Here is a 24,755-nt window from a genome sequence, read left to right on the forward strand (position 1 = left end):
TCCCATGCTGCCGAACCCCTCGGGCACCATCACCTGCCGCGTTCAACCCTCCGGCCACTGAAAGAGCTTGTGGAACTTCTGGAAGGGGTACTCACCCAGCTCCTGGATCAGGACGCTCTGGCTGGTGACTTCCATCACGGTGTAGAGCTTCCCGCTCTCGCGCCCCTGCCACTGCTGGCCCGCTTCCACGACGCTGAACTGGGCGGCCTGCGCCTCCTTCTCCTCCCGGGTCAGGTAGGCGCCGGGGAGGGTGACGACGCTGCCCGCCCCGCCACCCTTCGTCCGGGTCGGCGCGCCGATCAGGCGGTCGAGGCCACGGATCGCCAGCGTCTGGAAGTTCGCCCCACTCGCCCTGGCCTCCACCTGCGCCGTCATGCGGACGAGGTCCAGCTCCGCCTCGGTGAGCCTAAGCCAGTCCCGGCGGGACAGCGCCCCGCTCGGCGTGAGCTCGTCCAGGAGGCCCGCCTCCACCGCCCGCTTCCCACCCACCATCCCGACCACCCGGCGGTACGACGGGTTCCCAGCAGTCGCCCGGGGCCGCCCGGCTAGCTCGGCGGGCGGAACGGGAACCAGCGCGTCCACGGTGGCGGGCGCGGCGACCTGCGGAACTTCAGGGACCGTTGCGGCCTCTTGCCCGCCTTCGGCTGGACCGAACAGCAAGGCCAGATCTGCGTCCGTGATCGCTATATCAGCGGCCCTGCCAGCAGGCGGCAGCACGGCGACGCTCGTGCCTGGCTCCCGCTGGGCCTTCAGGGTCGTGTCTGCCGTTCCCTCTCCTGAGGCCGTGGTGGTGTGCGGTCCCGGGCTGGGCTCAGCGGCCTGGCAGGCGTCCCGCTGCTCGCGCGCGTCATCTTCCAACTGAAATACACCACCTTCTCGTGGACAGGAAATCTCTGGGGAAGTCTCGTGATATATGTCCCGGAATTTTGGGAGGTCGCCGCCGGGATTTTGGGAGGTTGACCTCGCAAAATTTCGGGAGGTCGACTCCTGTCCTCCCCCGAAACTGAACCCCCCAGAATTCCGGGAGGTCGATTCCGGGGCAGGGGCGAGGACGCTTTCCCCCTGGTCGGCCACCCCCGTGTCCTCGGTGAGAGGCTCGTCGGCCATCCCGGCTTGAACATGCCGCTCCCGCTTCGCCCCCTTCGCCTTGACGCCCGGGTCGACGTCGGGGCCCTGAAGGGTCACCGCGATGGCCTCGGGGATGGGTTCGACGTAGACGACGTTATGGAGCAGGCGGCCCTGGACGCGCTCGGTCCGGTACTCTATGCGGATCAGTCCGGCCTTCTGCGCCCGGTTGCAGGCTTCGCGCATCTCACGCTCGGACATGCCGAACACGGCCGCCCGGCGCTCGTAGTTGTACTGCAGCATCTCCCGCTGGAACTTGCGCTCGTAACCGACGACCAGGCCGCCCCGCTCCTCATCGCGCACCTCGGAAGGGCGGTACCAGTAGAGGATGTCCGCGACGGCCGTGATCATGTTGCGGTCCGGGCGGTTGGCCTCGGAGCGGAACTCGGAGCGCCGGTACCAGACGTGCGGGGTGACGTTCCCCGTGATGTTCAGCCTGCCAATGGCAGCGACGACAGGCGTCATGGGTTTTGCGACATTCACGCTGAAGTCCTCAGGCGGCCCGCCAGTTCCCGCCAGCGGCGAGGGCCAGGGCTCACGCCCTGAGGGTCAAGGATTGACCCTCACCCGATAGTGCGCCTAAACTACGGGTGGCCGCGACCCGAAAGGGTCGTTTGGTTCAGAGCCCGAGAGAACTCTGTTGACTGTGAGCTCCCCTTTCCCGAGGGGAGTTCCTCTTTTTGGTGTTCCCGCACCCGTCGGAGGGGAGGGCAGCGTACCACGCTCAGCCCAGCTTCAGGCACCTCAACCTGCCCAGTGGATGACGACGAGGGCTCCTTTCCGGAAGGCCACCCGGGCGCCGACCTGCGGCGTCCAGGGCTCCGCGTGGGGGACAGTTCCCACACGGCCACAGTAATGGATCCTGGGCCGGAGATCAAGCGAAAACACTGTCCAGGACATACTTTTTAGGTATTCTGCACCCCAAATGCACCTGTACCGGCTCGGCCACCGCGGCCCTGCTTCCCGGAGAAGGCATGGCTGACGCCCTGATCGGTTTTCCTCTCCCTCACGAGGTGACCCACCCCGCAGGAGGGCGACTTCGCCGCTTCCCGGAGAGAAGCCGGGGGTGTTCCGGGAAACGCCAGTCTCCCCTCCCCACCTGACTGCGGCCCATTACCCCCGAAGAGCCCTCAGGCTGCTCCTCGCGGCAGACGCTCCAGCTCTGGCCGCCCCCCAGGGCCAACTGGCCTATCCCTGCGGCCAGAAAGTCTCGCCACAGGAAACCGCGCACTGTCCAACCCTGTCGCCAGCAACAGAGACCGTGGCCTACTTCAAGGCCACGACGACAACCTTGAGAACCTGACCGTTCGGGGAGTGCGATTGCCCCGGCCCAGCACGGCTCCTCAGGTTCTCCCAGGACAACGGCACTCCGCGCCTCCACAGTGGTTGAGGTGGACGGGCGGACGTTAGAGGCAGACAACAATGCAGGCGGTCTCTCCCTCCGGTGGGAGGCTTCACCCTTGATTCCGAGAACGACACTCTGGACGTGCCCCGTGCGCTCAGGGGCTGGCGGAACTCACCACGGGGATCGGGGTGCGGGGATACGCGTACGCCTGGCCCTCGCCTCATCTGGTCTTTCAAGATGTGAGGTGTGAGGTTCACGAAGAAGGACCGTGCAGAACAACCGATTCGGCCTCACTCCTCTGCCCCCGCTCGACCTCACATCTTACCGTGAATAGGGGTTGCAGTTGGGGGGGAACTAGGGTAAAGGGATGAGATCGCAGAATTTGAGGTTATAGGTCAGGACGAGAAGGGCGACCTTGAGCCGGGGTGTCGCGCGTGTCTTGACCTGCCCCCAACGCAGCCCCATCGCCTCCAAGGCGGAGAACGCGGATTCGATGACTTTACGCGCCGCTCCATATTCTTCCTGCCATCAAGGGTCAGGGTGCTTCGCGTTCTTCTTCGGCGGCGTAAGGTCAGTGCCTGACGGGTAGCCTTATGACCGATGGGATGCCGCATCCAGTTCGGTGCCCTATGCACACCGGCGCCGCTCTATTGTGGTCCATCGTGCTCCGATGACCCCATTTCCGCTCGGTGGTGTCCCGGCGCGCCTCATCGCCACCAGGATGGTTCACGATGCCCTGTGCTGTCCCTTGCAAGGTCAGTTGCACACGTTTCTTTCGTGCTGGGCTGCAACAGCAGGGAGCGCGGCATGCCGCGCTCCCTGCTCGGGCGAGAAGTTTAGTAGCTGCCGCCCCACATGCCGAATTCGAAGGCGCTGGTGTCGTTGTTGGTGAATTTCACCCAGAAGGTGCCGTTGGGCGCGGCGCTCCTGGCGACGACGATCCGGCCCCCCCTGTTGCTGGTGGTGGTGTCGGCGTGCGGGGGCAGCGGCGTGCCGTTCAGGGTGTTGTAGGCCACGACACTGATATTGTCGGGGGCGTTGTCGATTTCATTCTCCATGTACCCCAGGAACAAGTTATCGCCGGGTTGGGGGAAGGTCACGTAGTCGGCTTTGATCCACAGCGACTGGCCGGGCTGGAGGACGAAGCCGCCATAGCCACCGCCCGTGCCGTAGACCGTGAGGTAGTTCGTCTCGGGCTCCGTGGGCTCGGTGCTGGGCGCGGAAACGCTGACCGATGGGGTAAGGCTGCTTTCGTTGCCCGCCGCGTCGCGCGCGACGATGAGCAGGGGGACCGCACCGACCGTTTCGGGCGTCCAGGTGGTGCTCCAGTTACCGTCGGCGTCGGTGTCAATGGCGTGCACCCCGTCGGCGAGTTCGCCGCCGGTGGGGTTGGTGGCGGCGACGAGGGTGTTGTCGTCGTACACCTGGATGCCAGCGACGGCGTGGTCATCGCGCGCGGTGCCGCTCAGCGTGACGTCCTGGCCGGTGCTGACCGTGCCGAGGGGGTTCAGGGTCAGTTCGTAGGGGGCCACGGTGTCGGCAACCACGGCACTCGTTGCAATGGCGTGCTGGAAGGCAGGCAGGTTGACCGGCTGGAACACCGCGACGTCGCTGTTCCCCTGGCGTACCCAGGCGCTCAGGTTCGCGGTGACGCGCAGGTTGGGATCGTCCACGGTTCCGCGGGCGGTGAGGGTCACGCCGACGGCGCTGCCTTTGCGGGTCGTGTCGGCGCCGCTGACGGTGTAGGGCACCTGGGGGTTCATGACCAGGTCGCCCAGCGGCAGGGCGAATTTCTGGCCCTTGACGGACTCGCTGTACGCGTAGAGCTTCAGGTTGACGGTGTCGTTGGTGAACACCTTCTGGGTGTTCATGGCGAAGTCGAGTTTGCTGTTGGCGAGGTTCAGGACGCCGTGGAAGCGCAGGTTGACGACGTTGGTCTGCTCGTCCAGTGCAGCGGTGTTTTCTTCGGCGCTGCCGTAACTGAGCAGGGCGTTGGTCTGCTGGTCTTCGTATTTGCCAGCGTTCTCGAAGCTGTACTGGCCCTTGGGCAGCAGCAGCGTCTGAGCGAAGCCGTTGCTCTGGTCGAGCACCACGGTGTTGCTGGCGCCCGGCACGTTCTCGCCGCCGGGGGTGTAGACGCCGTCTCGCAGGTACACGGCGTTGCCGTTCGCGTCGCGGACAGTGACCTTGATGCCGGTGAGGGGGGCGTTGTTGGGTAGGCCCAGGGCGCCCAGGCCAGCGCTCTGCTGCGAGAACGCGGCGCTGCTGATGTGAACTTTAACGTTCGGGCCGCTGGCGGTGAGCGCGTCGGGGGCGCTGGGCATCTGGCCGCAGGCGGCCAGAGTGAGCAGGGAGGTCAGGGCCAGCAGGGGGGTTTTCTTCATGCACGCTCCAGAGTGATCTGGCGTCCTCTCCAGGGTGGCGGTCCGCGCCACGCCCTTCATGAAAGCGCCTTTATCTGGTGCACACAGTAGAGGCGATCTTCTAACAATCCGATGACAAACACGGCCGATCCGGACGGCCCGGCGTCTCCCTGAAGCCAGCGCCTGCCCGCTGGACTTCGCTGCTGCGGGCGCGCGAACTCGTTCGAGCCACCCGAGGACAACGCCTGCGCCTGCCCGGGTTGAAACCCACTCGGCACGGCACGAAATTCGCGGAGACTTCAACATCGAGCCCCACCCCGGGTGGGGCTCGACGTTCCGGTGTCGGGGCGGCGTGCGCGTCGCGTCCGCCAAGACCTCGAGGTGTACGGCACAAACAAGCTGCCTTTGAACTCGATTTGGTACGTGGCTGGCGCCAGGCTCACGTCGCCCTCCCCCTGCTTAAACCTTCTCTTTCGCGCGACAGTTTGGGCAATGCATCCGGGAAGTGTTCAGCTCGCCGGACCGCTGCACGAAACGGAATGAGCTCAGAGGTCCAGGACGGAGTGGGTCGGCAGCCGTGTACTCGCCTTCCAGGCAGAGAGCTTGTCATGGTCCCCGCAATCCCCCTCCCTGCTGGGATTCAGTCCTCGAGCAGGCTTAGCAAAGCCTCACCCCGTGCGCTCAGCGCATGGTGTACCAGGCGGCCCGAGCGCTGATCTGTGACCACACCAATGCGGCGCAGGTCGCTCACCTGTTGCGACACGGCGCCAGGCGTCACACCCAGTCGACGAGCCAGTTCGCTGGTCGTCGTCGGTACTGCCAGCTCACGCAACAGGACCGCGCGGCCGTGCCCAAGCAGCATCCGCACGGCATCCTCCGCTGCGTGCCGTTCCTGCCACAGCCGGAACGCGCCCCTCGCTGGGTACACGATCATGGGCCGCCAAGGCTCCGCGAACGTCCATCCGGGCGTATGCCACCTGAACACAGACGGCACCAGGACCAGGCCGCGCCCGCCGAGAGCAATGTCCGCGTCCGTTCGGCGACTGGCAATTTACAGAACTCCCTCGTGGAACGTCAGGCCCGGGTGGAGCTCCGAGAGCAAGTCCTCGGGTCCGTCACCGGCGAGGCGCAGCGCCCGCTGCGCCATATCCGCCTCGAGCGTCGCGCGGATACGCCGCCAGTACGGCGCGAGTGCCCCCTCCCAGCACGCACTCAGCGCCTCGACGAGACGCTCGAGCGCCGCGTCGGATGCATGGAGAAAGGGAGTGACGCCGTCCTCAGAATGACCGTTGCTCATGCAGAGCAGCCCTTCAACCTCACGACGAATGAGCGTCCGGTCAGTGACAAGCACGGCACGAAGCTGGTCTTCGAACCCGGGTGACGGTCGCTGTGGCGGCGGCGCGAGAAAGTCTGGCACGTGAACGCCATTGCCCATCAAGGCTCTCAGCGGTGTGAGTTCGACGCGCTCCAACGCCGTTCGCGCCTCAGTTGACCACCTCGTAAAGGGCGCCTGCCGCCAGGCGGGACCGTTCAGCACATCGACGGCCTCCACAACCTCGCCGAGCGGATGCAAGGCCAAGCGTACGCGGCCGAGATCCTCCGGGGTGAAATGGACTCGAATTGGCATGGGGATGGCGTCATTGTGCCTCGCGAACGCCCCACTCGTGACGATTTAGCCGCGCACTAAACCGTTGGAATGAAGCGGAAGCGGGTTTTAGCCTGGGTGTCTCCGGAACAATTCCGGAGCAGGAGGAGAGCATGCGTGTCCAGATCATCACGTTTCAGCTTCAAGGTCTCTCCGCCGCCGAGTACCGCGAGATGTGCAGTGCGCTGGCTAAGTCCGTATCGGCGCTGCCCGGCTGCTTGAGCAAGATCTGGCTGGAGGACGAGGCGTCGAACCGGTACGGTGGAGTGTACGTCTGGAGGGATGACGCGGCGATGACCGCCGCGATGGCCTCGGACCTCATGCAGGCTGTCGCGAACCACCCCAACCTCAGTGGCTTCGAAACGCATGACTTCGGCGTCCTTGAGGAGCCAAGCCGAGTAACGCGTGGTCTGCCCGAACGGGTTCCCGGGTGACGACATGACGAGCAACGCGGCTCCCCCCTCCTTCGTTCGTCCGGAATTCTTGGTTGATTCCTCCTGGGTGTACTCCTGCCTTCAGGACCCAGGCGTTCGGATCGTGGATTGCGGTGACGCGAACGACTACGACCGCGCCCACATCCCGAATGCAGTGCCGCTGGGCTTGCACCCGTGGCTCAAAGATGAGGGCAGCCCGCATGTCATCAACCCGGACGCTTTCGCGCAGCGGATGTCTGAACTGGGAGTGTCGGGCAATACGACGGTCGTGGCTTATGACGGGAACACGGGGTGGTTATCCGCGCGCTTGTGGTGGGTGCTGCGACATTACGGGCATGACGACGTTCGCGTCCTGAACGGCGGATGGCGGGGATGGGTGCGGGCAGGATACCCGGTCAGCGTCGATATGCCGAAAGGTGAACTGGCGACGTTCGAGGTTCGGCGCAATAACGACATCCTGATCCGCGCAGACGAGCTCATGAAGAAGGTGGGGCAGGGGGACGTGCAGGTCGTGAACCTGCTGCTGCCCGCGGTGTACCAGGGGGAATCCAATCCGTTTGGCAACGCGCGGACCGGACACATTCCGGGGTCAGTCAACGTTCCGAACGAAACGTTCTCAGGAGAGGCAGGGCGATTCGAGTCCGCGGAAGCCATCCGGCGAGCGTTCGGGGAGGTGGGGGTGTCGCCGGAGCGGGAGACGATCGTGCACTGCCAGGCGGGCATCCGTTCCGCACACGCGTGCCTTGCTTTGACGCTGGCGGGCTGGGAGCACGTGAGAGTGTACGACGCTTCGCTCGCGGAGTGGGCCAACCGCGAGGATACGCCCCTGGTTCATTCGTCTTGATGCTCTCTGGCTTCCATTTCGTCCGCAGACCTCAGTGATGCTGTCCTGGTGCGAGAATATGCGGGAGTCACTCAGGTGGAGGACCGCCAGATCAGCTCTCAGGGTCAGGTCCGCTACAACGATCACTCGAATGAGCGGTGCCTCTGAGGTGGCCCGGAAGTCTCGTAGAGCCCCGCTGGAGTCCCCGCGCTTCCCGCCGGGGGGGCCCGGGGCATCGTGTTTGCACTGGAGGTCCGCTTATGACGCAGCCGCAGGTCGACCTGGAAGCCCTCAAGTCACGCCTCAAGCTGACCTGGATGAGCGGGGACTACGGCACCTTCGCCCAACCGCTCCTGCCCGGCGCACTGGAGTTCCTGATGCGGGCGAACGTCGGGCCCAGCGAGCGAATGCTGGATGTCGGCTGCGGCGCGGGGCAAACAGCGATTCCCGCCGCGAAGGCCGGGGTGACCGTGACTGGAGTAGACATCGCCACGAACCTGATCGAACAGGCGCGCACTCGTACGCAGCAGGAGTCGGTCGAGGTAAGGTTCGAAGAAGGTGACGCCGAGAACCTGCAATTCCCCGACGGGAGCTTCGACGTGGTGCTCAGCCTGTTCGCGGCGATCTTCGCCCCGCGGCCCGAACTCGTCGCGCACGAACTGACAAGGGTGTGCCGGACAGGCGGGCGAATCGTGATGGGCAATTGGACACCGGACGGCTTCATCGGACGGATGTTCAAGGTCATCGGTCGGCACGTCCCACCCGCCCCCATGCCCTCCCCGATGTTGTGGGGGCAGGAGGACACCGTCCGTGAACGTTTCGGCGACCGCGTGCGCGACCTGCTGCTGGAGCACCATCCGTACCCCCTCAAGTACGCCTTTCTGCCCGAGCAGGTCGTGGAGTTCTTCATTCAGCATTACGGACCGATGGACCGGGCGTTCGCGTCACTGGACGAGGCCGGGCAAGCCGCGCTCAGGCGGGATCTGGTGGCGTTGTGGTCAGAGAACAACGAGGCGCAGGATGGTACGACGCTCGTGCAGAGTGACATGCTTATCGTGCAAGCCGTGCGGGCGTGACGGCTGGAGTGCGGCGTGGGACCGAGCGAGAGGCTACCTGGCACAGCCATACCGCGAAAACCTTCGATTTCGCCTGCCCCTAACGGCACTTGGACTGTGCTACCCCACCCCACGGGGCCTCCCCACGTCTTCACGGCTGTCCCCTCAAGCGGTCTTCACGCGGACATTCCGCCCCTTCGGGCCTGCTGCCACGCCCGGCCGGACCACGGTCGCGACGGAATCGCGCTGCACGAGCGGACAGGGCAGCAGGACCCGTTCTGGTGCTGTTGTTTCACGAAGCAGTTCCTCCACGCTGCGTCGGCCCATCTCGTAGTGGGGAAGTTGCAGCGTGGTGAGCCCCGGCCGCAGGTGAGCAGACAGGAGCACCTGGTTGTCGAAGCCGACCACGGACATGTCACTGGGAATGCTGAGGCCGTGCTCGTTCAGCGCCGCGTAAGCCCCCATGGCCATGCGGTCATTGAAGCAGAAGAGGGCGGTAGGCAGGTTGCCTTCGGCCTCCTTCAGGAGAGTCACGGCGGCGTCGTACCCTGCGGCCTGGTCACTGCCCGTCGCCCGCACCACCAGCTGCTCATCCTCAGCAATGTTCGCGGCCCGCAGCGCCTCACGGTAGCCAGCAAGACGCAAGCGCGTGGCAGGAATGTCATCCACGTTGTTCAGGTACGCGATGCGGGTATGCCCGTGGTGGATCAGGTGCGTCACGGCATCGAAGCCACCCTGAAACTCGTCGGGAATGAAGATCGGGACCGGCCGCGTGGTCGTGAAGCAGTTGGCCAGCGCGACCGGAACGTCCTCCAGGACCCCGGGAACGTCAATCCCCCGGTGGAACATGGTCGCCAGGACCACGCCCTCCACACGGTGCTCGACCATCACTCCACCAACCTGCTCCATGCTCCAGGGCTCGTCGGTGACCGTGAGCACCACCAGCAGTTTCCCGGCTGCTTGCGCGGCGTCCTGCGCGCCCTTAACAATTTCGACGGCGTACGGGGTCGTGATGATTTCGTCCGTGATCAGGCCGATGAGGTTGGAGGTCCCCCGGCGGAGCGCCTGTGCCACCGCGTTGGGGCGGTAGCCCAACTTCCGCATGGCGTCCAGGATGCGGGCCTTGGTCTCGTCCGAGATCCCTGCCTCCTCCCGCCCATTCACCACGAACGACACGGTCGTTTGCGAAACGCCAGCGAGCCGCGCGACATCGTGCATGGTGGGCCTGGACCCCGTCGACCTCCGCCGCTTGGGCGTCCCTTCACTCATCTTCTCTCCATGGTAATACGAATAAGTTCGTCTGCTGGGCGTTCTGTGCAGGGAACAGCCCAGAAGCAGCTCGTATGGGCTCGCCCAGGACGAACGGGGTCACTGCTGTGGAAGGCGTGAGAGGCCCGAGGAACGCGCCCTCTCACTGGGGGCCGCGTTCCTCGGAAACTTGTTTCCCTGGGTCCAAAGAGTTAAGGTCCCCGGCGCGAGAAGTGGTCACCCCGACGGACGGTCCACAGGGTGAGCGTGGCGCGCGTGTCGCGTTCAGCAGTGATCATGCCGGTGGTGGTGTCACGGCGCGTGGGGTACACGCGGCTGGTCAGGCAGGCCCGGCCGTTGGCGTACACTTCCAGCACACTGCCGTCCAGCAGCAGGCGCAGGTTCAGCCCCTCTCCACGCTCCAGGGCGATGTGAGTGCGCTGCGAGTCACGGGCCGTCCGGTCATCCAGCGAGCTGCGTGCACGCCGCAGCTTCAGGAGTCGCGCACTGGGATCGAACGTCAGCACGGTTTCCTCACTGCCGTCCGGGGCGCGCAAGACGGTCACATGGACCGGGTGTTCGATGTCCGGCTCCAGTTCGAGATGCAAATCAAGGTGAGTCCCATCGAAAAGCAGCGGGGTGCCGGGCTGGAGGACGACTTCGCCGTCGTGCAGCCGCTCCTCGTGAAGCTGGGCCAGTTCCCTGGCCGGTTGCACGCACAGGTCCCCGTTCCGGAGACTCAATTCTCGCGGCACGCTCAGGGCCCCTGCCCAGCCGTCCACGTCGATCAGGTCCTGGTGGCGCTGCTCGTTGATCCACGCCCACTGAAGCACACGTCCGTCCGCGCCCTGCGCGGTGAGGTGCGCGAAGGCGCCGCCGTCCCCGTCGATGACGCCCTCGCGTTCGGCCTGAAAGCGTTTGTTCTCGAAGGTGCCGACGAAGTACCGGGCCCCCAGTCCCGGCCAGACGGAGACGACCAGCACCCACCGGTCCCCCACCGGGAAGAAGTTCGGACACTCCCACATCACGCCCTGGTCCGTCCGGGTGGCCTCGTACAGGACGTGCAGGTACGTCCACCGTTCTCCATCCTCCGTGCCGTACAGCAGCACCGCACCCCGGTCATGATCGAGGGAGGCTCCCAGCGCCATGTACCACCGCCCCGCGTGCTGGAAGACGTACGGGTCACGGAAGTCGTCACTCCGCACCCGCCGGGGTGGGTGCGGGATGATGGGGTTCCGGGGGTGCTTTTCCCAGGTGATGAGGTCACGGCTGGTCGCCATGCACTGCGTCTGCACGCCGCCGGACCAGCCGGTGTAGTACAGGGTGGGGGTGCCGTTCACCAGAGCGAAGGATCCCGAGAAGCAGCCGTGCTCGTCCGCACCGCCCGGTGTGGGCGCCAGGGCCATGGGTTCGTCCCGCCAGGTGACCAGGTCCTCGCTGCTCGCGTGCCCCCAGTGGATGTCGCCCCATTGCGGGCGGCGGGGGTTGTGCTGGTAGTACACGTGCCAGCGGCCGCCATGGTGGGCAATGCCGTTCGGGTCGTTGAGCCAGCCGGAGGGCGCGGTGAAGTGGTAAAGGGGGCGGTGGATGTCCTGAAGGGTGGAATGTTCTGGCGCGGGCATGGTGGGAGGCAAGGTCATGGCAATATCCGTTCAGGAGGGAATGGGGGGAGCTGCTTAGCCCTTGAGGCCGCCCGTGGCAACACTGCGGACGAAGAAACGCTGGAACAGGATGAAGATGATCAGCAGCGGGAGCGTGACCAGGCTGGAGTACGCCATGATCTGCCCCCATTCCGGGGACCGCGTGAAGAACTCTTGGATGCCGGGCATGACGGGGCGCGCCTCGGCGCTCTGCACGGCCATGATGGGCCACAGGTACTGGTTCCACATGGCCAGGGATTGCAGGATCGCGACCGTCGCGATGACGGGCTTGGCCAGCGGCATGACGATCTTCCAGTAGATCTGGAAAGGTGTGGCGCCGTCCACGCGCGCGGCCTCGTCGAGTTCCTTCGGCAGGTCCAGGAAGAACTGGTAGAAGAGGAAGATCGTGAAGGCCGAAGCGACGAAGGGGAAGATCTGCACGATGTGGGTGTTGAACCATGAGTCGGTCAGGGTCATGCCCTCTGCGCCGAACGCCACACCCGGCAGGCGGCTCACCATCAGCAGCATCGGGATGGCGATCGCGTCGAACGGCACGACCAGCAGGGCGACGATGGCGAGCATGACGGCCGAACGGCCGCGCCAGCGGAGCCGGGCGAGGGAGTAGGCCGCCATGCTGTTCACGAGGATGCTCAGGGCCACGGTGCTCCCGGTGATGACCACCGAGTTCAGCAGGTAGCGGGGGAAGTTGCCGCGTTCGAACACATACCGGAAGTTGTCCCAACTCAGGTCGCCGACCGGCAGGAACGCGCGGATGGAGCGCAGGTCCGCGAAGATCGCCTCGTTCGCTTTCAGGCTGGACACGAACATGAACAGCATCGGGAAGATGAACAAGAACGCGAAGAAGATCAGGACGGCGTACGTGAGCGTGATGTTCAGGACCCGTCCGGCCTTGACCGAGCTCTTCCGGCGTCTGAGGGTGGTCATTTGTTGCCTCCGAGCACCAGCCGGCGCTGGATGAATGCGAGCATGAGGATCATCAGGAAGAACACGACCGTGATGGCGCTGCCGTACGCGATGTCCTGCTCGCGGAACCCGCTGCGGACCGCGTGCAGCATGATCGTCGTGGTCGCCCCGTTCGGGCCGCCCTGCGTCATGACGTCCACCTGCGTAAAGAGCCCCAGGGCCGCGATGGCGGTCGTCGTGAGGACGAAGACCATGGTGTTGCGCAGGCCGGGAAGCGTCACGAAGCGGAAGCGCTGCCAAGCATTCGCGCCGTCGAGGTCGGCGGCCTCGTACAGTTCCTGGGGTATGCCTTGCAGACCGGCCAGGAAGATGACCATCTGAAAGCCCATGCCCTGCCAGGCGCTCATGATCACGATGGCGAGCATCGCGGTGCTGGGGTTACCGAGCCAGTCGATCGGCGCGACGCGCCCGAAGCTCGCCGCGGTGAGCAGCTGGTTGATCAGGCCGAACTGACGGTCGTACAGGAAACTCCAGACGATACTCAGCACGACCATGGACGCGACCACCGGACTGAAGAAGACCGTCCGGAAGAACGGCACGCCGGGCAGTTTCTGGTTCACCAGCATGGCGAGTAGGAGGGCCAGGCCGCACTGAAGGGGCACGACCAGCAGCGCGAACGTGAGGGTGTTCAGCAGGGCCCGCCAGAACACCGGGTCCCGAGCGATCATGGCCACGCGCCGGGTTCCGACGTCGAGGGTCAGGACGTCCTTGTAGCCGTCGAGGCGGTCGTTCCCACGGATGACGCTTCGCACGCGGGGGAAGTCGATATGGCCTTCCTCATCGCGTAGCACCTGGCCGCTGGCGTCACGGGGCGCGGGGATAACCAGCGGGCGGACGCTGAGGAGCCGCGTGTAGTTCTGCAACCCCACGAACTCTGTGGGGTTCGGGGACAGGAGGCGCTGGTTGGTGAAGCTGAGCGACACCGCCAGCACGAACGGGATGACGACGAACAGGATCAGGCCGAGCAGGGCGGGCGCGACCATCAGCAGGGCCGCAGGTCCGTCCGAGGAGCGCGGGCGAGGCTGCCTGACGCGCGCGGAGGCCATAGTGGGGGCACCATCAAGGTGACGGGGTTCAGACCTGGTCATGCGGACTCCTGCGTTCACCGATCGAAGGGTGAGGGTTGTGCGTCCCTCACCCTGACCGTCCTGACGCCGTGACGTCTTTAGAAGCCGTAGTTCTTGTTGCGCTTGATGTTGCTGTCGATGGCGTCCACCGCGTCATCGAGGGTGTCCTGCACGTTCGCACCCGTGACGATGGCGCGCAGGGCCTTCTCAAAGGAGCTGGTCAGGATCGGGTAGGCCGGGGTGGGCGGGCGGCTCAGGGCGTAGTTCTTGGCGAAGTTGTAGAAGAAGCGGGCGGGACCGCCCGTGCGGTAGTCAGTGGTGAGGCCAGCGGCACTGCCGGTGGTGGGAATCAGGCTGGTGGCCTTGCTGATCGCCGCGACTTCCTTGGGGCTCATGACGAAGTTGATGAACGCGGCGGCGCCCTCCGGGTTCTTGCAGCTGGTGCTGATCCCCCACTGCCACGAGCCGCTGCCGATCTTCGGTCCCTTCCCGAAGTTGGGCGAGGGCAGGACGAGCAGGTCGCTTCCCCACTTCTTCTTGTAGTCCGCGTAGGACCAGCTGCCGTTGTAGTCGAGGGGAACGCGGCCCACCAGGAAGGGGGACTCCGTGACGGTCGGCTTCTTGTTCGCGTAGCCCTTCGTGAACACGCTCTGGAACCACTCACCGAACCGGACGGCAGCGTCCCCGTTGAGGGCGCCCTCGGCGGTCGTCATGCTCTTGCGGTCGATCAGGTCCCCGCCGAAGCTTTGCAGCCAGGGGCTGAAGGCGTACGACCACCATTCCCCGTCGTTGCCATTGTGGAGGTCGATGGCGTACTCGTACGTGCCCAGACCCTTGAGTTTGGCGAGGGCGCTGTTGAACTCCGCGAGCGTCCAGGGCTGGGCGGCGGTGGGAATGCGCAGCCCGGCTTTTTGCAGGGCGCTCTTGCGGGCGAAGAGGGCGAGGGCGACGTCGAACTGCCCGACGGAGTAGAGCTTGCCTTTGTAGGTGCCGCGGGCGCCGGAACTGAGGTCGTTTTTGATGCTCGCGTTCAGGTAAGCGTCCAGGGGGCGCACGTAGCCTGCCCACGCGAAGTTCGGCACGGTCGGTTGGTCCATGTCGAAGACGCAGGGCAGCTTCTTGGCGAGGGCAGCGGCGGTGATCGCCTCGGTGTAACTGCCTTTGGGGAGGTTCTCCGCGACGACCCGGTACTTGTTCTGTGAGACGTTGAAGCGCTGGATGGCGGCTTTGGTGGCGGCGACTTCCTCGTCCCCGCTCTCGTGTCGCCAGAGCGTGATGGTGACGGGCGCGGCAAGGGCTGGTGCGGAGGCGATCAGGGCGAGGGTGGTCAAGGCGATTCGCTTCATACTGTCTCCTAATACGTATTAGGGTGGCAAACGAAGGGAGGTGGCGGCATAGGGTGGGGACGCGGGTGAACGCTTCCTCTTTACTTTTACGTATTAGCTGGGTCTTACTCTGGCATTCCCTGACCACCTTGTCAAGTCACCAAACCGATTTCTACTTTCGGAACGCGAATGCGCCAGCCCACTGCATTGCTGAAAGAGCGAGAGGGCTAGGCCACCGTAGCCCCTCACATCCAATCAACCTGACCCGTCACCTGGCGGCAAGCTCAACGGGGACCATAAGAGAGAAGGGGTACGTTCGTGCTGCGCGGCCCAGGTGCTCCCTGGGGAAGCACCACCAGGGAGCACGCCCGAACAGGGTCCCTGGAGGACAACAGGGCGACCCAGCCAGCCGAGGCTGTTGTGGAGATACTGATGGTACGAGCAGAACGTCGGGCCGTGACTGTTCCTGGTTAAGGCCGATCTCCCTGGCACGCCAACCACGACGGGGAGCGGGGCTCAAGTGACGGAGCGTGCGGCGAAAGGAAAGGTATGTCACTCGGTTGAAAACGCTTCGTTGTCGCCTGGGTGCCACACCGGGGTGTGGAGGAACTCCCGCATGGGCCGGGCGCGCAGGTTCCCGCAGTGCAGCCGCACCAGCCAAGGCGGCAGACGTGACCATCGAGCATGGGGGCGCTGACCGATACATCCCGGCGGGGGCGCGCGTGATTCTGGACATTCTCAACGCCGACGCCTCGGTGGTTGGCGCCGAGCCGCTCACGTTCTGCCCGCACCGCGCCCTGCAGGAGCAGGCTCTGAGCTTTGGGGACGGCGCGCACCGTTGCCCCGGCGCCTTCCTCGCCATCCACGAGAGCGACGTGTTTCTCCACCGTCTGCTGAGCCTGCCGCTGCGCATCGTGGGCACGCCGGGACTGACCTTCAGCGAGATGCTGATGAGCTATAAGATCCTATAAGATCCGCGACTTCACCGTTGAAGTTCATGAGCAAAAGGACGAATGAAAAGCGTCAGCGTACGTGTTGAGCCAGGCAGCACACCATGAACTGTACTTCGGGGCGTCTTCGCCAGCGCCGTCCCTCTCGCATTTCTACCCCCAGAGGCTGCCAAAAGAGGGGTCGAAGCAAGGAGGGTTGAGTTCGGTCGCATCAGAATGTTGAGGTGCCGCGCCTACCCCAGCGACATCGACGACGACACCTCCCACTTCCTGGTACCCTACCTCGTCCTGAAGCCTGAATTTGCGCCCCAGCGTCGTCACCCCCTGCGCGAAGTCTTGAACGCCTTGTTCTGGGTCACTCGGACAGGAGCGCAGTGGGCGTACCTGCCGCACGACTTTCCGCCTGCGGAAGTGGTGCGCTCCCAAGTACAACGCTGGTTCGAGGCAGGCTGCTTCGAGAACGCAGCTCACGATCTGCGGGTCCTCTCCCGAGTCCAACAGAACCGAAAGGGTGACCCCACGGCGGTCGTCAACCCGCTTCTTGGGAAGCTCGTTCGGTAGCTTCTAGCCCAACAACTTGCCATAACCTTCTACCCCACAGGCGAGTAGTGTCCCGGTCAGCACCTCCGACATTCCAGATCCTTGCCCCGTCGGCTCATCCTTTTGATGGATTACCCCCCAGATACCCCAACCCGAGTTACATCCTTCGCCCGATGACAGTTCAACCCGTAAACGTTCACTCTGGCCCCATTAGGAAGGCCGTTGCAGGACGCCCGCCACTGAGCACACCACGCGGCCGAACCGCTTGGTCATATCCGGGGTGTAGCGCCCGCAGTCGTAAGCAGTACTGAAAAGGAGGCGTGTGATGAAGATTCGCCAGCTTCGAAGCGTCATCGCTCTCGCTGAAGAACTCAACTTTACGCGGGCGGCAGAACGCTGCAATATTGGCCAGCCTGGCCTGACCCGGATTGTGGCGGACCTGGAGAGCGAACTGGGTGTTTCGTTGTTTCACCGCGACAAACGAAGAGTCGCCTTGACACCGCAAGGCGTGGGGTTCGTGGCGAGTGCCCGCGCCGCGCTGCAGGAGTTGGAACGTGGTGTGCAACGCGTCCGGACCGGTCGTGCGCATGCGGAATTGCGCGTCACGATGGACGAGTACGCCTACGGAACCGTCCTCGGACCAATTTTGCGCCGTTACCGTCAGACGTCCCCGGAAGTGCAGATTATCCCTGTCAGTGATAATGGCCTCGCACGGGTTGATGTTCTCCGCGCCAGACAGGCAGACGTCGGCGTCATGTCGCTCCCGGCAAACCTGACCGGCCTCGAGAGTGAGCTGCTGGCGAGGGAAAGCCTCTGCGTCTACCTGCCGTTCCAGCATCCTCTCGCCTCGCGCACGCACCTCACGTCGCAGGATTTGGTGGGGCTGACGCTGCTGGCGTTCGATGCGACCTCTAGCAAAGCGACACACGAGCACGTCACGCAGGCCGTCGCCGCCGCGATGCCGTACGCCGCGGTGCGGTGGTTGGGTCGTGACGCGCCCGCACCGTCAATGCGTGAGATGTGGCGCCTGATTGCCGCTGGCGAGGGGGTACACTTGGGCCTCGCTGCGGTCGGGCGCTGCTTAGGATTGCCCCCCAGCCTTGTGGCGCGCCCATTGGTGGGCCCCAACGCGCACGTCGACCTGGTGGTGGCCTGGAGTGTCACGGACGCACGGATCGCGAGGTTTATGGAAGTGCTGAGATTGTTCCGCGACGTGACGCCCGACCAGCGTTATAGCTCTACGGACCCCGTGTGGCCCCCCGCACCTGCGCCGAAGCTCACGGTTGCCGTGTGACGGTTCAGAAGTTCGCCATTCCAGGGAACGCCAACTCGCACTTCATTCGGGGTGTCCGGAATGCCATCTTGTCATGTGTCGTTGCGTTGTCGGCTAGGGCCCTGAACGTCACCTCGAACGCCTCGCATTGCACCTGCAGTTCAAAAGGGCTCGCGCCTGAGGCCGGGTGACCGTCACCCGGTTGATGAAAATGGCGTGATCACCAATGATGCTTTATGGATACCCGGCAATTGCGCTGTATGGTCGTGCTTGCTGAAGAGTTGAGCTTCAGTAAGGCTGCGCGGCGTTGCAACGTCACCCAGCCTCACCTCAGCCGCTTGATCCACGAGCTTGAGGCGTGGGTAGGGACACCGCTGGTCGTGCGGGCACGCGGCCGCCGGGAGGTGGAACTCACTCCTGCAGGGCAGGCGTTTGTCGTGCGTGCCCGCCGGGTGCTCGGGGAACTGTCGATGGCCCTGGAGGAGGCGCAAGCGGTCAGCACGGGGCGAGCCCTGGACTTGCGCATCGGCCTGAGCAACTATGGACGGCTGAGCCCCTGGCAAGACATCGTGAATCGCCTCCTCGCACGCCAGCCAGACGCGAGGCTGAAGTGGCACGAAATGCAGGCGTCCCGCGAGCATGCCGAACAATTGCTCGCAGGACAGTTGGACGCCGCCTTCATCGCGCCGTACGGCTATGAAGGACGACTTGCCATGCAGGAAGTCTGGCAGACGAACCTGGTGGTGCTCCTTCCTGCGGACCACCCACTCACGGCCTTGACGGAGGTGCCATTGGCGGCGCTGAGGGAATCCCTGCTGTACCCGGTACCACCCGCTTTGAACCTGGGGCTGTTCGACCACATCAACCGGTTCACGCGCAGCGTGGGATTTGAAGTGCAGCCAGCGCCCAGCGTCATTGGATACACGAACGTTCAGGATAAGCTCCATCTGGTCGCCCTGAACGGCTGGGTTCTGCTGGGCTTGCCGGATTACCTCAACGAGCTTCCGGTGGGTGTGGAGGCCCGACCCATCGTCAATCCCACAGTCCCATTCGCCATCGTCTTGGCCTGGGACGCCTTCAACCATCACCCGTTGCTGCGCCACTTGATCGACACGGCACGCACCCGGGAGGTCTCCTGAGATCGAAGCAACCGCCGGGGTGAACCCGGAACAGAACGGCGAAGCTCTGCCGGAACCACCTCGGTTAAAGTCGTCCCGTTAATCCGGGCTCGTCTGCTCGAGCACGGCAATCCTCCAGGACGCGGGGGGCGAGAGGCGTGCGCTATAGCGAAGAAACGCCCTGCAATGCTGCTGACACCGCCCCAAATGCATTCACGCACGCTCGGATCGGTTTGGCGGGTCCCTTCACCGTTGCGGCACGCCCATGCGCGACACTGGACATGCTCTGGACGGTCGACGCGACGGTACGTGCTCGGAGTGCAACTCGCCTTCGATTTGCTTGGCCCCGCGCCTGTGGAGACCGTGCGGATGATTGACACGGTGGGTTGACGAGCTCAAGGGCCGATGTGTAGGGCAACTCCTACCCGGTCGAGGCGAGCGAAAACACAGGCCAACACCGACCACTGTCAAGCACGAACAGAGGTTTTCAGTTGCTGAACACGCTTGGCAGGGTAACGCCGACTTAACGGGGTGCGGCCTAGCCTGCAGTGTGCGTGAGGACGGGCACTTGCGCCTGAGGCTCTAGTAACCGACTTGGAGGTTCACGCACCTGAAATCAGTCCGGTTCTGTCCGGTCGGGTGTGCTCCTCTGGCAGGAGAGTGGAAATGCCTGAGGCCAAGCACAGAGGCGCTTGGTTGAGGTTCCCTGGTAAGGACGTGGAGGAGGAGGCTCATGCTCAGCCGATGGAGTGTCGCCCTGGCCGCCTGCACCTGCACCCTCGTGCTCTCCGCTTGTGCTCCGGCGCACACACCAGGGAGCTCGATCACCCCCTCGTCCGCCAACCAGCCCGTGAAAGGAGCCCTCATGAACTTACCGTTCATTCCAAGCGGTCCCGGCTCGGTGTCCGGCGCCCCGAATCTCCCTACCGGATTCACCGATACGTTCACGAGCCGGTACATCGACGTCGGTGGGGTACGCCTGCACGTTGTGATGGGAGGCAAGGGGCCACCGCTGCTGCTTGTACATGGCTGGCCCGAGACCTGGTACGCGTGGCGCTTTGTGATGCCCGCACTGGCCCAGAACTTCACGGTTATCGCGGTCGATCAGCGCGGCATGGGGCTGTCCGACAAACCTGAGAGCGGGTACGACACGGCCACCCTGGCCAACGACCTCGTTGGGCTGATGGACGCGCTCGGCCACAAGCAGTTCGCCGTGGTCGGTCACGACACTGGGTTCAGTATCTGCTACGCGTTGGCCGCTGACCATCCTGACCGGGTTGCGCGTGCGGCCCTCGCCGAGATTCCAGGCTCTCCAGGGGCGGCTCCCTTCCCACCCCTGCTCGTCCCCGGACCGCTGAATAACCGGCTCTGGCACCTCTCCTTCAACCGGATAGACAAGCTCAACGAACAGCTGGTCACGGGCCGTGAGGACATCTTTTTCGGCTGGGAGTTCACGGTTCAGGGCGGAAAGCTCCCCGACGACGTGATCAAGTACTACGTCGGGCTGCTCTCCAACCCCGACTCCCTGCGCGGCAGCTTCGGCTGGTACCGGGCGCTCGACGCGACCATCGCCCAGGACCAGCAGCGCATGACCAGGAAGCTGCCCATGCCTATTCTCGCGATCGGCGCGGCGAGAAGCTTCGGCGAAAGGGTTGGGGACGCGCTGAAACCCGTCGCCGAGAACGTGCAGAGCGTAGTCATCCCCGATTCCGGCCACTTTGTCGCGGAGGAGGCGCCCGAGAAGCTCCTGGCGGCACTTACAGCGTTCCTGACGCCGTACCACGAAAGCGCCCGCACTCCGGCCACCAGTCGCTAAGCACGGGCACACCGCCGCCAGGACCGTGCCGTATCGAAGCGTCAGCAGGGAGAGTTCCCAGGAAAGGGGTCACCGTGACCGAAGTCGTGACGGCCACCACACAGGCGGAAGTCCGTCCGTTCCGCATCAACGTTTCGGAGGAGCAACTCGCCGACCTGCGTCAACGGATTCTCGCCACACAGTGGCCCGAAAAGGAAACCGTTCCCGACCAGTCTCAGGGCGTGCCACTCGCGACCATGCAGGAACTCGCCCGGTACTGGGCGTCCGAGTACGACTGGCGCAAGGTTGAAGCGCGGTTGAACGCCCTGCCGCAGTTCATCACCGAGATCGACGGGCTGGACATTCACTTCATTCACGTGCGCTCACAGCATGAGGACGCCCTGCCGCTGATCGTCACTCACGGCTGGCCCGGCTCGGTCATCGAGCAGCTCAAGATCATCGAGCCGCTGGTGAATCCCACAGCCCATGGTGGGAGCGCCTCGGACGCCTTCCACGTCGTCATTCCCTCCATGCCCGGTTATGGCTTCTCCGCAAAGCCCACCAGCCCCGGATGGGGTCCTGAGCGGATAGGCCAGGCGTGGGCAACACTCATGCGGCGCCTGGGGTACGCGCGGTACGTGGCGCAGGGCGGCGACTGGGGCGCGTTCGTCGTCGATCAGATGGGTTTGCAGGCTCCTGAGGGATTACTCGCCATTCACACCAACATGCCAGCCACCGTTCCTGCCGACGTCGACCAGGCCCTCCAGGCGGGCAGTCCGCCGCCAGCAGGGCTGGCGGACGACGAACGCCGGGCGTATGAGCAACTCGTCAGGACGTTTAAGCAAGTCGAGTACGCCAAATACATGGCGGCCCGCCCGCAAACCCTGTACGGCATCGCGGACTCGCCGGTCGGTCTCGCCGCCTGGCTGCTCGACCACAACGACGCCGACGCGCAGCCTGCGGCAGCGGTCACCACTGCCCTCACCCGGACCTCGAGCGCCACGGGCGAACTGACCCGTGACGAAATTCTCGACAACATCACGCTGTACTGGCTGACGAACACGGGCGTGTCCGCGTCTCGCCTGTACTGGGAGTACAAGGGAGGTTTCTTCAACACCAAAGGCGTCTCGATTCCGGTGGCAGTCACGGTCTTTCCCAGCGAGCAGTACGAGGCGCCGCGAAGCTGGACCGAGAAAGCCTACCCCAAGCTTATCTACTATCACCAGGCCGAGAAGGGCGGGCACTTCGCGGCCTGGGAACAACCGCAGCTTTTCGTGGATGAGCTCAGGGCGGCGTTCAGGTCGTTGCGTTCATTGTGAAATCACAAAGGTGAACCCGCGCCCAAGGACACGAGGAAAAGGAGGTTGAACGGACGAGCCGAAGCATGTCCTGACGTGACGGCGTTGTTGTTAGCTTGGCCGACTTTCTTTCGGGGTACTTGAGAAGACAAGAGAAAGGGGACCCCATGACCCAGGCTCCTCAGATGCCCACCATAACTGGCCAGGAAGTCCGCCCCTTCCGGGTGAACGTGCCGGAAGAGGACCTTGTCGACCTGCGTCGGCGCATCGAGGCGACCCGGTGGCCCGACCGGGAGACGGTGCCCGATCGGTCGCAGGGGGCGAAGTTGGACGAGTTGCAGGAGCTCGTTCGGTACTGGGGCACGGACTACGACTGGCGGAGGGCCGAGGCGCAGCTCAACGCCTGGCCGCAGTTCATCACGGAGATTGACGGGGTCGACATCCACTTCTTCCACGTCCGCTCCCGGCACGAGAACGCGCTGCCGCTGATCGTCTCACACGGGTGGCCGGGCTCGGTCTTTGAGCAAATCAAGATCATCGGCCCGCTCACTGATCCGGCCGCCTTCGGGGGTCAGGCGGAAGACGCCTTCCACGTCGTGATCCCGTCGCTGCCGGGCTTCGGGTTCTCCTCGCGGCCGACCGAGTTGGGCTGGGGGTTGGAACGCATCGGCCGTGCGTGGGACGTCCTGATGAAGCGGCTGGGGTACACGCAGTACGTGGCGCAGGGCGGCGACTGGGGCGGGGGACTCGTCGAGGTGATGGCGCGGCAGGCTCCGGAAGGACTGCTCGGCGTCCACACCAACCTGCCAGCCGTGTTCCCACCCGAGGCAGCCGAAGCGGTCGCCAGCGGCGGGCCCGCGCCGGAGGGACTCTCCGAGAAGGAACGTGCCGCGTTCGACGACGTGAGGGGGTTCATCCAGAATGGAGGCTGGGCCTACCTGACGATGATGAGCTCGCGGCCTCAGGCGGTCGGCTACGGCCTGACGGACTCCCCCGCCGGGCTCGCGGGGTTCATGCTCGTGCACGGCGGGTTCGCCAAGTGGTCGTACGGCAAGGATCCGAACCAGTCGCCGACGAGGGACGAGGTGCTGGACGACCTCTCGCTGTATTGGTTGACGAACACCGCGGTGTCGGCCGCCCGCCTGTACTGGGAGAACCGCAGGGTGAACCTGCTCAGTGCGGCGGCGCAGAAGACCCACGAGATCACGCTCCCGGTAGCCATCACGGTGTTCCCGAACGACGATCTCTTCCGGGCCCCGGAAACGTGGGCCCGTCGTGCCTTCCCCAGCCTCAGCTACTTCCACGAGGCTGGAGCAGGCGGACATTTCGCCGCCTGGGAGGAACCGCAACTGTTCTCCGAAGAAGTCCGCGCGGCATTCAGACCACTGCGCTAGTTGGGGCGTACGGGCACCCGTTATGCTGTACGCCACCGCCCGCGCGGGGCAGCTTGAACGCGAGTCCAGTCGAAGAGTGACGACCGTTCGGGGCAGTCCATCTTCTGATCGGTTCCGGGTCGCAGACCGAGGCCGGGGATGGACAAAGGAGGTTCTCAAGGGCTCTTCCTCCATCCCACTGTCCACCCCGCAAGTCCAGAGGAAGCGAAAGCTACCCCAGGGTCCGCTACCTGAGCCGGTCACCGTAACCCTCGTCGGTTGCGGGAACGAGCTGACTGACAGATTGTCTTTGCCGAGCGTACTGACAATAGCCGCGCCGTGCTGGCCGCTCTCGCCCTCGACCCTCTCGGAGTGCAGACCGATGTCCGACCTTAAAACGCCTGACCCCGTGACCACCACGTTCGGCGCGCTGAAGCAGATCGACGCCGGGGTGCTGAATGTTGGATACGTGGACACCGGCCCGGCCAGCGGTCCCGCAGTCATCCTGCTCCACGGCTGGCCGTACGATATTCACAGCTTCGCGGATGTCGCGCCAATGCTGGCGGCAGCAGGTTACCGGGTCATCGTCCCCTTCCTGCGCGGCTATGGCGCGACGAGTTTCCTCTCCGGCGGAACCTTCAGGAACGGTCAGCAGTCCGCGCTCGCGGTAGATGTCATCGCCCTGATGGACGCGCTCAAGTTGGAGCGGGCGATTCTCGCGGGTTTCGATTGGGGAGCGCGGAGCGCCGACGTCGTCGCGGCTCTCTGGCCGGAACGCTGCACCGCCCTCGTGGCTGTCAGTGGGTACCTGATCGGCAGCCCCGCGAGCAACACCCTGCCGCTCCCGCCAGAAGCCGAGTATCAGTGGTGGTACCAGTACTACTTCGCCACGGAACGTGGCGCCCTCGGCTACGACAGGTACCGGCGCGAGTTCTCGCGGCTCATCTGGCAGATCGCCTCCCCGCAGTGGAGCTTCGATGACGCCACGTTCGAACGCACGGCAGCGTCGTTCGACAACCCGGATCACGCGAAGCTCGTGATTCACAATTACCGCTGGCGCCTCGGTCTGGCGCAGGGTGAGCCGCACTACGACGAACTGGAACGGCGACTCGCCGAGAGGCCGGTGATCACCGTGCCCACCATCACCCTCGAAGGTGATGCCAACGGCGCGCCACACCCGTCCGCCAGCACCTACCGCGAGAAGTTCACGGGACGGTACGCGCACCGAGTGATCACGGGCGGCGTCGGTCACAACCTGCCGCAGGAAGCCCCTCAAGACTTCGCTGAGGCCATCCTCGACGCCGACAGGCTGGCGTTGGCATGAGCCTGTGGAGGTGCTACCCGCCAACATCGT

At 64.7% G+C, this 24,755-nt stretch carries 19 protein-coding genes and 2 pseudogenes; 11 read left to right on the top strand and 10 right to left on the bottom strand.

Features of this window, described 5'->3' with window-relative positions; genetic code table 11:
* Positions 1-42 precede the first annotated feature (42 nt).
* From F784_RS24730 to F784_RS24740, 5 genes and pseudogenes are all read right to left on the bottom strand, one after another.
* Entirely contained in the window at positions 43-1,608 is a 1,566-nt protein-coding gene (locus F784_RS24730; RefSeq protein ID WP_157465309.1) for a hypothetical protein, read from the bottom strand.
* 1,216 nt (positions 1,609-2,824) lie between these two features.
* Positions 2,825-3,061: pseudogene (locus tag F784_RS25465) on the bottom strand (IS982 family transposase); the annotation flags it as partial.
* Between the two features lie 245 nt (positions 3,062-3,306).
* Positions 3,307-4,854: an Ig-like domain-containing protein gene (locus F784_RS0115925; protein WP_026332523.1), complete on the bottom strand. Its 1,548-nt coding sequence runs from the start codon at positions 4,852-4,854 to the stop codon at positions 3,307-3,309.
* Positions 4,855-5,473: 619 nt separating this feature from the next.
* Complete coding sequence (locus F784_RS24735; RefSeq protein ID WP_019587717.1) at positions 5,474-5,767, bottom strand: ArsR/SmtB family transcription factor; 294 nt, start codon at positions 5,765-5,767, stop codon at positions 5,474-5,476.
* A gap of 117 nt (positions 5,768-5,884) precedes the next feature.
* Positions 5,885-6,406 (bottom strand): hypothetical protein, encoded by a 522-nt coding sequence (locus tag F784_RS24740; RefSeq protein ID WP_157465310.1) that lies wholly within the window; start codon positions 6,404-6,406, stop codon positions 5,885-5,887.
* Positions 6,407-6,591: 185 nt separating this feature from the next.
* On the opposite strand from F784_RS24740, the gene F784_RS0115935 reads away from it, so the two are divergent.
* The 3 genes from F784_RS0115935 (at position 6,592) to F784_RS0115945 (ending at position 8,811) form a co-directional block, all read left to right on the top strand.
* The gene (locus F784_RS0115935) at positions 6,592-6,912 is read left to right on the top strand and encodes a YdhR family protein (protein WP_019587719.1); all 321 of its coding nucleotides are present in this window, start codon (positions 6,592-6,594) and stop codon (positions 6,910-6,912) included.
* Positions 6,913-6,916: 4 nt separating this feature from the next.
* The gene (locus tag F784_RS0115940) at positions 6,917-7,756 is read left to right on the top strand and encodes a sulfurtransferase (protein WP_157465311.1); all 840 of its coding nucleotides are present in this window, start codon (positions 6,917-6,919) and stop codon (positions 7,754-7,756) included.
* Between the two features lie 239 nt (positions 7,757-7,995).
* On the top strand, positions 7,996-8,811 hold the full coding sequence (locus tag F784_RS0115945) for a class I SAM-dependent methyltransferase (RefSeq protein WP_019587721.1): 816 nt from the start codon (positions 7,996-7,998) through the stop codon (positions 8,809-8,811).
* A gap of 144 nt (positions 8,812-8,955) precedes the next feature.
* On the opposite strand, the gene F784_RS23470 is transcribed toward F784_RS0115945, so the two are convergent.
* The 5 genes from F784_RS23470 to F784_RS0115970 all read right to left on the bottom strand — a co-directional run bounded on the left by F784_RS23470 (position 8,956) and on the right by F784_RS0115970 (position 15,075).
* Complete coding sequence (locus F784_RS23470) at positions 8,956-10,059, bottom strand: LacI family DNA-binding transcriptional regulator (RefSeq protein ID WP_211211909.1); 1,104 nt, start codon at positions 10,057-10,059, stop codon at positions 8,956-8,958.
* 191 nt (positions 10,060-10,250) lie between these two features.
* Positions 10,251-11,678, bottom strand: coding sequence for a glycoside hydrolase family 32 protein (locus F784_RS0115955; protein ID WP_019587723.1), 1,428 nt, complete (start codon positions 11,676-11,678; stop codon positions 10,251-10,253).
* Positions 11,679-11,714: 36 nt separating this feature from the next.
* A complete protein-coding gene (locus tag F784_RS0115960; RefSeq protein WP_019587724.1) occupies positions 11,715-12,623 on the bottom strand; it encodes a carbohydrate ABC transporter permease in 909 nt (302 codons plus the stop codon).
* Positions 12,620-13,750: a carbohydrate ABC transporter permease gene (locus tag F784_RS0115965; protein WP_211211910.1), complete on the bottom strand. Its 1,131-nt coding sequence runs from the start codon at positions 13,748-13,750 to the stop codon at positions 12,620-12,622. Before F784_RS0115965 ends, F784_RS0115960 begins: the two co-directional genes overlap by 4 nt.
* 77 nt (positions 13,751-13,827) lie before the next feature.
* Positions 13,828-15,075, bottom strand: a complete 1,248-nt coding sequence (locus F784_RS0115970; RefSeq protein WP_019587726.1) for a sugar ABC transporter substrate-binding protein — start codon at positions 15,073-15,075, stop codon at positions 13,828-13,830.
* A gap of 650 nt (positions 15,076-15,725) precedes the next feature.
* Between F784_RS0115970 and F784_RS0115975 the strand changes: the two genes are divergently transcribed.
* From F784_RS0115975 to F784_RS0116010, 8 genes and pseudogenes are all read left to right on the top strand, one after another.
* Positions 15,726-16,025 carry a cytochrome P450 gene (locus F784_RS0115975; protein WP_019587727.1) on the top strand — a complete coding sequence of 100 codons (300 nt, stop codon included), beginning with the start codon at positions 15,726-15,728 and terminating at the stop codon, positions 16,023-16,025.
* A gap of 198 nt (positions 16,026-16,223) precedes the next feature.
* A pseudogene (locus tag F784_RS23475) lies at positions 16,224-16,535 on the top strand (transposase); the annotation flags it as partial.
* Between the two features lie 334 nt (positions 16,536-16,869).
* Entirely contained in the window at positions 16,870-17,838 is a 969-nt protein-coding gene (locus tag F784_RS24745) for a LysR family transcriptional regulator (RefSeq protein ID WP_019587729.1), read from the top strand.
* A 215-nt stretch (positions 17,839-18,053) separates the two neighbouring features.
* Positions 18,054-18,956 carry a LysR family transcriptional regulator gene (locus F784_RS0115990; RefSeq protein ID WP_083939255.1) on the top strand — a complete coding sequence of 301 codons (903 nt, stop codon included), beginning with the start codon at positions 18,054-18,056 and terminating at the stop codon, positions 18,954-18,956.
* Positions 18,957-19,800: 844 nt separating this feature from the next.
* The gene (locus F784_RS0115995; protein ID WP_019587731.1) at positions 19,801-20,751 is read left to right on the top strand and encodes an alpha/beta fold hydrolase; all 951 of its coding nucleotides are present in this window, start codon (positions 19,801-19,803) and stop codon (positions 20,749-20,751) included.
* Positions 20,752-20,825: 74 nt separating this feature from the next.
* Positions 20,826-22,049, top strand: a complete 1,224-nt coding sequence (locus F784_RS23485) for an epoxide hydrolase family protein (protein ID WP_019587732.1) — start codon at positions 20,826-20,828, stop codon at positions 22,047-22,049.
* A 146-nt stretch (positions 22,050-22,195) separates the two neighbouring features.
* Positions 22,196-23,422, top strand: coding sequence for an epoxide hydrolase family protein (locus tag F784_RS0116005; RefSeq protein ID WP_019587733.1), 1,227 nt, complete (start codon positions 22,196-22,198; stop codon positions 23,420-23,422).
* 361 nt (positions 23,423-23,783) lie between these two features.
* Entirely contained in the window at positions 23,784-24,725 is a 942-nt protein-coding gene (locus F784_RS0116010) for an alpha/beta fold hydrolase (RefSeq protein ID WP_019587734.1), read from the top strand.
* The last annotated feature ends 30 nt before the right edge of the window (positions 24,726-24,755 follow it).

Source organism: Deinococcus apachensis DSM 19763, from assembly GCF_000381345.1.
In the GTDB taxonomy this organism is placed as follows: domain Bacteria; phylum Deinococcota; class Deinococci; order Deinococcales; family Deinococcaceae; genus Deinococcus; species Deinococcus apachensis.